This is a genomic window from Streptomyces sp. NPDC059080, from assembly GCF_042739975.1.
In the GTDB taxonomy this organism is placed as follows: domain Bacteria; phylum Actinomycetota; class Actinomycetes; order Streptomycetales; family Streptomycetaceae; genus Streptomyces; species Streptomyces benahoarensis.
Map to the genome: position 1 here is coordinate 292,626 of NZ_JBHYGX010000004.1, position 9,858 is coordinate 302,483.

Genomic DNA, 9,858 nt, shown 5'->3' on the forward strand with positions numbered 1-9,858 from the left:
CGGCCCCCCCCCCCCCCCCCGGGCGCGCCCCCGCCCCCCCCCCCCCCCCCGGGGCGCCCCCCCCCCCCCCGCCGCCCCCCCCCCGGCCCCCCCCCCCCCCCCGCCCCCCCCGGCCGGGCCGGAAGGTTTCCCGTGCGAAGACCCCGGGCGCGGTGGGTGATCTCCGCACGGGAGCCGGGGGAGCGGCCCATGGCGCCGGATGGTGCACCACGGACCGCCCGGTCCGAGAGGTGGCACCAGGCGGAAGCCGGGCCGCCAGGAAGCGGGGCCGGACGCCCCGCCCCTGGTCACAGGCCGTAGCGTGCCTTGGCCTCCTTGACCGTCTCCGGCTTGACGTCGCCCCGGCGGGCCAGCGCGGCCAGCGCCTGGACGGTCACCGACTGCGGGTCCACGCCGAAGTGACGGCGGGCCGCGTCGCGGGTGTCGGACAGGCCGAACCCGTCGGTGCCGATGGAGACCCAGTCCTGCTCGACCCAGGGCGCGATCTGGTCGGGCACCGCCCGCATCCAGTCACTGACCGCCACCACCGGACCGGGCGCCCCCTCCAGGGCACGGGTCACGTACGGGACGCGGTCCTCGCCGTCGAGCCGGGCAGCGTCGCAGGCCAGCGCGTCGCGGCGGAGCTCCGTCCAGGACGGCGCCGACCAGACGTCCGCCGCGACGCCCCAGTCCTCGGCGAGCAGCCGCTGCGCGTCCAGCGCCCAGTGGATGGCCGTACCGGACGCCAGCAGCTGGAGCCGCGGCGCGTCCGCGGCCGGGGCCGCCGCCTCCTGGAAGCGGTACAGACCCCGCAGGATCGCCTCCTCGTCCAGCCCCGCGGGCATGGCCGGCTGCACCTTGGTCTCGTTGTAGACCGTCAGGTAGTAGAAGACGTCCTCGGCGTCGGGGCCGTACATCCGGCGCAGCCCCTCCTTGACGATCACCGCGACCTCGTACGCGAACGCCGGGTCGTACGAGAGCGCCGCCGGGTTGGTGGAGGCGATCAGGTGCGAGTGGCCGTCGGCGTGCTGGAGGCCCTCACCGGTCATCGTGGTGCGGCCCGCGGTCGCGCCGATGACGAAGCCGCGGCCCAGCTGGTCGGCGAGCGCCCAGAACTGGTCGGCCGTGCGCTGCCAGCCGAACATCGAGTAGAAGATGTAGAACGGGATCATCGGCTCGCCGTGCGTCGCGTACGACGTGGCGGCGGCGGTGAAGTCCGCGAGCGAACCGGCCTCGGTGATGCCCTCGTTGAGGATCTGGCCGTTCTTCGCCTCCTTGTAGTACAGGAGCTGGTCGCGGTCGACCGGGTCGTACGTCTGGCCCTTCGGGGAGTACAGCCCCGCCGACGGGAACAGCGACTCCATGCCGAAGGTGCGGGCCTCGTCGGGGACGATCGGCACCCAGCGCTTGCCGGTCTCCTTGTCCCGCATCAGGTCCTTGACCAGCCGGACGAACGCCATGGTGGTGGCGATCTCCTGGCTGCCCGAGCCCTTCTTCAGCGCGTCGAACGCCTTCGGGGACGGCATCGGCAGCGGCTTCGGCGTGACCTTCCGGGCCGGCGCGGGGCCGTCCAGGGCCGCCCGGCGCTCCCGGAGGTAGACCATCTCCGGGGAGTCCTCGGCGGGCCGCCAGTAGGGAACGGTGTCGCCCTCCAGGGCGCTGTCCGGAATCGGCAGCTCCAGCAGGTCGCGCATGGCGCGGAACTCCTGCCCGGTGAGCTTCTTCATCTGGTGGTTGGCGTTCCGCGACTCGAAACCGGCGCCGAGCGTGTAGCCCTTGACGGTCTGCGCCAGGATGACGGTCGGCGCGCCCTTGTGCTCGACGGCCGCCCGGTACGCGGCGTACACCTTGCGCGGCTCGTGGCCCGCGCGGGAGGTCTGGAACAGCTCCAGCAGCTTGGCGTCGCCGAGCGAGTCGCCCAGCGCGCGCAGCCCCGGCGTGGCGCCGAAGAAGTGCTCGCGGATGTAGGCGGCGTCACGGGTGGCGTACGTCTGGAACTGCGCGTCCGGCGTCTCGCGCAGGCGGCGCACCAGCGCGCCGTCGGTGTCGAGCGCGAAGACCTCGTCCCACGCCCGGCCCCACAGCGACTTGACGACGTTCCAGCCGGCGGCGCGGAACTGCGCCTCCAGCTCCTGCACGATCTTGAAGTTCGGGCGGACCGGGCCGTCCAGGCGCTGCAGGTTGCAGTTGATGACGAAGGTGAGGTTGTCCAGCCCCTCGCGGCCGGCCAGCGCCAGGGCGGCGGTCGACTCGGGCTCGTCCATCTCACCGTCGCCGAGGAACGCCCAGACATGGCTGTCCGCGGTGTCCTTGATACCGCGGTGCTCCAGGTAGCGGTTGAAGCGCGCCTGGTAGATGGCGGAGAGCGGGCCCAGGCCCATCGAGACGGTGGGGAACTCCCACAGCCAGGGCAGGCGCCGCGGGTGCGGGTACGACGGGAGGCCCTCGCCGCCGGCCTCCTGCCGGAAGTGGTCCAGCTGCTCCTCGTTCAGGCGGCCGTCGAGGAAGGCGCGGGCGTAGATGCCGGGGGAGGCGTGGCCCTGGATGTAGAGCTGGTCGCCGCTGCCCGTGCCCTCCTTGCCGCGGAAGAAGTGCTGGAAGCCGGTCTCGTACAGCCACGCCGCCGACGCGAAGGTGGCGATGTGGCCGCCGAGACCGAGCTTGGAGCCACGCGTGACCATGGCGGCCGCGTTCCAGCGGTTCCACGCCGTGATCCGGGCCTCCATCGCCTCGTCGCCGGGGAATTCCGGCTCGGCGGAGGTCGGGATGGTGTTGACGTAGTCCGTCTCCAGGGGCACGAGCGCCGGGTCGGCGGTGTGCTCCAGGGCGCGGCGCATCAGATACGCCGCGCGGTGCGGGCCCGCCGCCGCGGTGACGGCGTCGAGCGACTCGCGCCACTCGGCCGTCTCCTCCGGATCCCGGTCCGGGAGCTGGTCGAGCTGGCTGTACGGCAGGCGCACGGGATCGGGCATGGGTGGCCCCTTTCCGGACGGAGGGGGAATGCGTTCGGCAGGCATTCGGGAGGCAGTCGGCAGGCAGGGATGTCGCGCCCCGCGGGCGACCATACGCCCCTGATCGATGATCGATCAACGCTCCCGGGAAGAATCACCGCAGGTCGGCACGGGGTGCCGCATACCCGGGCACCGCGTGCCAGACGCAGAACGGGGCGGAAGCGCCGCCGTACGGCCGCTCCCGCCCCGGTGAGATCCGCCGGTCAGACCCGTGGCGCGCAGCTCAGCACATGGGTCCGCAGCAGGGCACCGATCCGCGGGTCCCGGCGCCGGAACGCGTCCACGATCTCCTGATGGTCCTGCGCGTGCGACCGCGGCTCGGGACTGAACCAACGGATCGACAGTGTCGTCCACACCTCCACCCCCAGCGACTCCCACGTGTGCAGCAGCACGCCGTTCCCGGCCGCCCGCACGATCTCGCGGTGGAACGCCACCGTGTGCCGCACCTGCCCCTCGCCGTCGCCCGTCCGGTCCGCCTCCCGCAGCCGGTCCACCTCGCGCTCCAGCGCCTCGGTGTCCTCGGCCAGTTGACCGGCCGCCAGCTCCGCCGCGACCTGCTCCAGACCGGCCCGTACGGGGTAGCTCTCCTTGAGGTCGGCGGGGGTCAGGTCCCGCACCCGGACGCCCTTGTTGGGCGCCGACTCGATCAGCCGCAACGACTCCAGCTCCCGCAGCGCCTCCCGCACCGGCGTCTGGCTGACCTCCAGCTCGACAGCGATCCGCCGCTCCACGATCCGTTCGCCAGGCTGCCACCGGCCGCGGACGATCCCCTCAAGGATGTGCTCGCGGATCTGCTCGCGCAGCGAATGGACGACGGGCGGGGTCATGACAGTGCTCCTCGCGGATGGGGTGGTGACGGAGACGATACGGGGCGTGGTCGTCGCCCGGCGGTGCCGCGGGGCCGGGATCACACGTGGTGCTGCTCACGGACGGCCGGGCCCGGCGGATGCCCCGGGGCCCCGGGAACGCGAGCGGCCCCGCCCGGGAGAACCCGGACGGGGCCGTGTGCACGCGCTGGTCGGCGCCTCGCTCAGAGACCGATCTCGGTCTCGAACTCGGCGGCCTCCAGGATCTGCTTGACCGTGGTCAGGTAACGGGCGGCGTCCGCGCCGTCCACCAGACGGTGGTCGTAGGAGAGCGCCAGGTAGGTCATGTCCCGGACGGCGATGGTCTCGCCGAGGTCGGGGTGGTTGATGACCACGGGGCGCTTGACGGTGGCGCCGATACCGAGGATGCCGACCTGGTTCGGCGGCACGATCACGGTGTCGAAGAGCGCGCCGCGCGAGCCGGTGTTCGAGATGGTGAACGTGGCTCCGGCGAGGTCATCCGGGGTGATCTTGCTGGAGCGGACCTTGCCGGCGAGGTCGGCGGTCTTCTTGGCGATACCGGTGATGTTGAGGTCACCGGCGTCCTTGATGACCGGGGTCATCAGGCCCTTCTCCGCGTCCACCGCGATACCGATGTTCTCGGCGTCGAAGTAGGTGATCGTGCCCTCGTCCTCGTTGATCCGGGCGTTGACGACCGGGTGGGCCTTCAGCGCCTGGACGGCGGCCTTGACGAAGAACGGCATCGGGGAGAGCTTGACGCCCTCACGCTGCGCGAAGGCGTCCTTGGCCTTGTTGCGCATCCGCATGATCTTGGTGACGTCCACCTCGACCACGCTGGTGAGCTGCGCCTGGCTGTGCAGCGCCTTCATCATGTTGTCGCCGATGACCTTGCGCATCCGCGGCATCTTGACGGTCTGACCGCGCAGCGGCGACGCCTCGATGACGGGGGCGGCAGTCGACGCAGCCGCGGCCGGGGCCGGGGCGGCCGGGGCCGGGGCGGCGGCCTTGGCGGCCTCCGCGGCGGCGATGACGTCCTGCTTACGGACGCGGCCACCGACGCCGGTGCCCTTGACCGTGGCAAGGTTGACGCCGTTCTCCGCGGCGAGCTTGCGCACCAGCGGCGTGACGTACGCGCCGTCGCCCTCACCGGCGGCCGGGGCCGGGGTGACAGGCGCCGGGGCGACCGGGGCGGCCGGGGCGGCAGGGGCCACGGGGGCCGGAGCCGGGGCGGCAGGCGCGGCCGGAGCCGGGGCCGGGGCAGCCGGGGCGGCGGGCACGGGCGCCGGAGCCGCAGGGGCGGCCGGGGCCGGAGCGGCGGGGGCGGCCGGAGCGGCGGGGGCGGCGGGCGCCGCGACCTGGTCGGCCGAGCCGATGACGGCGAGCTTGGCGCCGACCTCGGCGGTGTCGTCCTCGGCCACCAGGATCTCCAGCAGGGTGCCGGAGACCGGCGCCGGGATCTCGGTGTCGACCTTGTCGGTGGAGACCTCCAGCAGGGGCTCGTCCTCCGAGACCTCCTCGCCGACCTCCTTCAGCCAACGGGTGACGGTGCCCTCGGTGACCGACTCGCCCAGCGCGGGCAGCACGACGTCGGTACCGGAGGCGGCGCCGCGGGCCGGAGCGGCGGCGGGCGCCGGGGCCTCGGCAGCGGGGGCGGCCACGGGCTCGGGCTGCGCGGCGGGGGCCTCGGCGGCGGCCGGGGCCGGGGCCGCGACGGGGGCGCCGGAGCCGTCGTCGATGACGGCCAGCTCGGCGCCGACCTCCACGGTCTCGTCCTCGGCGACCTTGATGGCCGACAGGATGCCGGAGACGGGGGCGGGGATCTCGGTGTCGACCTTGTCGGTCGACACCTCCAGCAGGGGCTCGTCGACCTCGACGCGCTCACCCTCGGCCTTGAGCCAGCGGGTGACGGTGCCCTCGGTGACGCTCTCGCCGAGCGCCGGAAGGGATACGGAAACCGCCATGGTTTCTGTTGCTCCTAACGGATGGTTTCCCCGCGCGAACGGTGTCGGCGCGCGGGGAGGTGCGGATGTGGTCGCGCCCGGGACTGAGGGTCAGTCGTGGGAGTGGAGGGGCTTGCCGGCCAGCGCCAGGTGGGCCTCCCCGAGAGCCTCGTTCTGCGTGGGGTGCGCGTGAACGAGCTGCGCAACCTCGGCCGGCAGGGCTTCCCAGTTGTAGACCAGCTGGGCCTCACCGACCTGCTCGCCCATACGGTCACCGACCATGTGGACGCCGACCACGGCACCGTCCTTGACCTGGACGAGCTTGATCTCGCCCGTGGTCTTCAGGATCTTGCTCTTGCCGTTGCCCGCGAGGTTGTACTTCAGCGTGACGACCTTGTCGGCGCCGTACAGCTCCTTGGCCTTCGCCTCGGAGATGCCCACCGAGGCGACCTCGGGGTGGCAGTACGTCACGCGCGGCACGCCGTCGTAGTCGATCGGCACGGTCTTCAGACCCGCCAGCCGCTCCGCCACCAGCATGCCCTCGGCGAAGCCGACGTGGGCGAGCTGGAGGGTGGGGACGAGGTCACCGACGGCCGAGATCGTCGGAACGTTGGTCTGCATGTACTCGTCGACCAGGACGTAGCCGCGGTCCATGGCGACGCCCTGCTCCTCGTAGCCCAGGCCCGCCGAGACCGGCCCGCGGCCGATCGCGACCAGGAGGACCTCGGCCTCGAAGGTCTTGCCGTCGGCGAGGGTCACCATGACGCCGTCGGCGGTGTACTCGGCCTTGTCGAAGAAGGTGCCGAGGTTGAACTTGATGCCGCGCTTGCGGAAGGCCCGCTCCAGCAGCTTGGAGCTGTTCTCGTCCTCGACCGGGACGAGGTGCTTGAGGCCCTCGACGATGGTGACGTCGGTACCGAAGGACTTCCACGCCGAGGCGAACTCGACGCCGATGACGCCGCCGCCCAGCACGATCGCGGACTTCGGCACGCGGTTCAGCTTCAGCGCGTGGTCCGAGGAGATGATGCGGTCGCCGTCGATGTTCAGGCCCGGCAGCGACTTCGGCACGGAGCCGGTCGCCAGCAGGACGTGGCGGCCCGTCACACGCTGGCCGTTCACATCGACGGAGGTCGGGGAGGAGAGCGTGCCCTCGCCCTCGATGTACGTCACCTTGCGGGAGGCGATCAGCCCCTGCAGGCCCTTGTACAGGCCGGAGACGACGTCGTCCTTGTACTTGTGGACAGCGTCGATGTCGATGCCCTCGAAGGTGGCCTTGACACCGAACTGCTCGCTCTCGCGGGCCAGGTCGGCGATCTCGCCGGCGTGCAGCAGCGCCTTGGTGGGGATGCAGCCGTTGTGCAGGCAGGTACCGCCGACCTTGCCCTTCTCGATCAGGGCGACGTCCAGGCCCAGCTGGGCCCCGCGCAGGGCCGCGGCGTAACCGCCACTGCCGCCACCGAGGATCACTAGGTCGAAAACGGTGCTGGCGTCGTTCGCCACGTCACGTCCTCCATGCATGGGTACGCCGGAGCCGGTCTCCGATGACCGGTCGGCGGCTGTGGTTCGGCCGCTCTTCACGTCGGCCCTGGGTAAGGGGGGCCCTGTCCTGCCGAGAACCCATCTTCGCACTTGTTCGGTGAAGCTGGGACGGCGGGCCGGGCCTGGCGGCGGCAGGTGAGCCGCCTCTCAGGGGTTACTGGGGCGTACACAGGTGCGGCGGCGCGAAGCGCCACCTGGGAAGGGTGGTGGTGGGTGACGGGTGGGCGGATTTCGTTGAGGGCGAAACGCCGGCTCCGGGAGCGCCCAGGATCGCGGTCACCCCTGGCACACCGACGGCCCCGGACCGTGAGCCCGGGGCCGTCGGACGAACGGGGGAGCGAAGGCTCAGCCCAGGTCGCCCGAGGCGGTGCGCTCGGCCAGCCGCAGCAGGGTGCGGACCGACGAGCCGGTGCCGCCCTTGTGCGTGTAGCCGTACGGCGCGCTCTCGTGGAACGCCGGACCCGCGATGTCGAGGTGCGCCCAGGTGATGCCCTCGCCGATGAACTCCTTCAGGAACAGCCCGGCGACCAGGCCGCCGCCCATCCGCTCGCCCATGTTGGCGATGTCGGCCACCGAGGAGTCCATACCCTTGCGCAGCTCGGCGGGCATCGGCATCGGCCAGGACTGCTCGCCGACCTCCTCCGCGATCTCGTGGATCGTGGTGCGGAACGCATCGTCGTTGGCCATGATCCCGAAGGTGCGGTTGCCCAGCGCCAACACCATCGCGCCGGTCAGCGTCGCGACGTCGATGATGGCGTCCGGCTCCTCCTCCGACGCGCGGGTCAGTGCGTCGGCCAGCACCAGACGGCCCTCGGCGTCGGTGTTGAGCACCTCGACCGTCTTGCCGCTGTACATCGTCAGCACGTCACCGGGGCGGGTGGCGTTGCCCGACGGCATGTTCTCGGCGAGCGCCAGCCAGCCGGTGACGTTCACCTCCAGGCCCAGCCGCGCCGCGGCGACGACAGCGGCGAACACCGCGGCGGCACCGCTCATGTCGCACTTCATCGTCTCGTTGTGCCCGGCCGGCTTCAGCGAGATACCGCCCGAGTCGTACGTGATGCCCTTGCCGACCAGCGCGAGCGTCTTCGTCGCCTTGGCGTGGGTGTGGGCGATGCGCACCAGCCGCGGCGGGGCGTCCGAGCCCTGGCCGACGCCGAGCAGACCGCCGTAGCCGCCCTTCTTCAGCGCCTTCTCGTCCAGCACCTCGACCTTGAGGCCGAACTCCTTGGCCGCGGCCTGCGCCTCGGCGGCGAAGGACTTCGGGTCGAGCGCGTTGGCCGGGGTGTTGATCAGGTCGCGGGCGCGGTGGATCTCCGCAGCCAGCACCTGGGCGCGCTCGGTCGCCGCCTTGAACTCCTTGTCCCGCGGCTTGCCGCCGAGCAGCGTGACCTCCGCGAGCGGCGCCGAGGCGCCGTTGCCGCCCTTCGCGCCCTTCTTCGCGTCGGCCGCGGCGCCGTCGCTGCGGAACGCGGTGAAGGCGTACGCGCCGAGCAGCGCGCCCTCGGAGACCGCGGCGGCCGCCTCGGCGTCCTCCAGCGGCAGCGCGAAGGCCGCCTTCTTCGTGCCGTTCAGCGCGCGGGCGGCGCTGCCCGCGGCGCGCCGCAGCGTCTCGTTGTCGTACGTCTCGTCCTCGGCCGGTGCGGCGCCCAGGCCGACCGCCAGCACGACCGGCGCCTTGAGGCCGTCGGCGGCGGGCAGCTTGGTCACCTCGCCCTCGGCACCCGTCGCGCCGAGAGTCTCCAGGACGGCGGCGAGCTTGCCGCCGAACGCCTCGTCCACGGCTTCGGCGCCGGCGGCGGGCACGGGGCCCTTGGCGCCCTTGGCCACGCCGACGACGACGGCGTCCGCGCGCGCCGTTGCGGCGGAGGAAGTACTGAGGGTCAGTGCAGTCACGGTGATGAAAGTCCTGTTCCGTCCGGGAATCCGTTCGCGCTCAGGGAGCAGCGTGCGGCCGAGCCTACGCTCGGGGCGCCCGCACGGAACGGGGAGCGGCCCGGACGGCCCGTTCCCCCGGGCCCTCCCGGGCGGCGCCCGGCCAGCCCAACAACCCCTTCCGGGCAGGGCAGTTGGAGTTTTTTCGACGGGTACGGGCCGCCGGGGCAAAGGGGGCGAACGGCTTGTTCCGCACGCCGAATGAGAGCGGCGCCACAGTGACGCCACGCGTTCGGGGCGGCGCCGACGGCCCCCGTACGGCGGTCCCGCGCGGGCTCAGCCCAGCGCCAGCACCACCAGTGCGGTGAGCGCCGCCGTCTCGGCGAGCGCGCCGAACACATCGCCCGTCACCCCGCCCAGCCGCCGCCGGCAGTGCCGCAGCAACCCCTCGGCGACGGCCAGCGCCACCACCACCGCCAGCGCTGCGTGCACCGCGCCGTACACCCCTCCCGTGGCACCGGCCGCGGCCGCCGCCACGCAGACCAGCGCCGCGCACCCCGCCGCGGCGCCGCGCGGCACCACCCCGGCGAGCGCCGCGCCCCCCCCCCCCCCCCGCGCCGCGGGGGCCCCCCCCCGGGGCGCCCCAGGCCACGCCAGACGAGCGGAGGGGGGCCCGACCACTCCGGCCCC

6 protein-coding genes are annotated in these 9,858 nt (G+C 72.9%); all 6 read right to left on the bottom strand.

What is annotated here, in order from left to right; translation table 11 throughout:
- Positions 1-287 precede the first annotated feature (287 nt).
- Complete coding sequence (gene aceE / locus ACFWWQ_RS05080) at positions 288-2,951, bottom strand: pyruvate dehydrogenase (acetyl-transferring), homodimeric type (protein ID WP_384590250.1); 2,664 nt, start codon at positions 2,949-2,951, stop codon at positions 288-290.
- 242 nt (positions 2,952-3,193) lie between these two features.
- Positions 3,194-3,817: a GntR family transcriptional regulator gene (locus tag ACFWWQ_RS05085; protein WP_384590253.1), complete on the bottom strand. Its 624-nt coding sequence runs from the start codon at positions 3,815-3,817 to the stop codon at positions 3,194-3,196.
- A gap of 203 nt (positions 3,818-4,020) precedes the next feature.
- A complete protein-coding gene (sucB, locus tag ACFWWQ_RS05090; protein ID WP_384590256.1) occupies positions 4,021-5,778 on the bottom strand; it encodes a 2-oxoglutarate dehydrogenase, E2 component, dihydrolipoamide succinyltransferase in 1,758 nt (585 codons plus the stop codon).
- A 90-nt stretch (positions 5,779-5,868) separates the two neighbouring features.
- A complete protein-coding gene (gene lpdA, locus ACFWWQ_RS05095; RefSeq protein WP_384590259.1) occupies positions 5,869-7,257 on the bottom strand; it encodes a dihydrolipoyl dehydrogenase in 1,389 nt (462 codons plus the stop codon).
- 384 nt (positions 7,258-7,641) lie between these two features.
- A complete protein-coding gene (locus ACFWWQ_RS05100) occupies positions 7,642-9,189 on the bottom strand; it encodes a leucyl aminopeptidase (protein ID WP_384590262.1) in 1,548 nt (515 codons plus the stop codon).
- Between the two features lie 315 nt (positions 9,190-9,504).
- Positions 9,505-9,858, bottom strand: a 354-nt coding sequence (locus ACFWWQ_RS05105; protein WP_384590266.1) for an adenosylcobinamide-GDP ribazoletransferase, incomplete at its 5' end; no start/stop codon positions are given.

Coding starts and splice junctions, on each gene's coding strand:
- sucB (WP_384590256.1), bottom strand. CDS start 5,778: ATGGCGGTTTCCGTATCCCTTCCGGCGCTCGGCGAGAGCGTCACCGAG.
- aceE (WP_384590250.1), bottom strand. CDS start 2,951: ATGCCCGATCCCGTGCGCCTGCCGTACAGCCAGCTCGACCAGCTCCCG.
- ACFWWQ_RS05085 (WP_384590253.1), bottom strand. CDS start 3,817: ATGACCCCGCCCGTCGTCCATTCGCTGCGCGAGCAGATCCGCGAGCAC.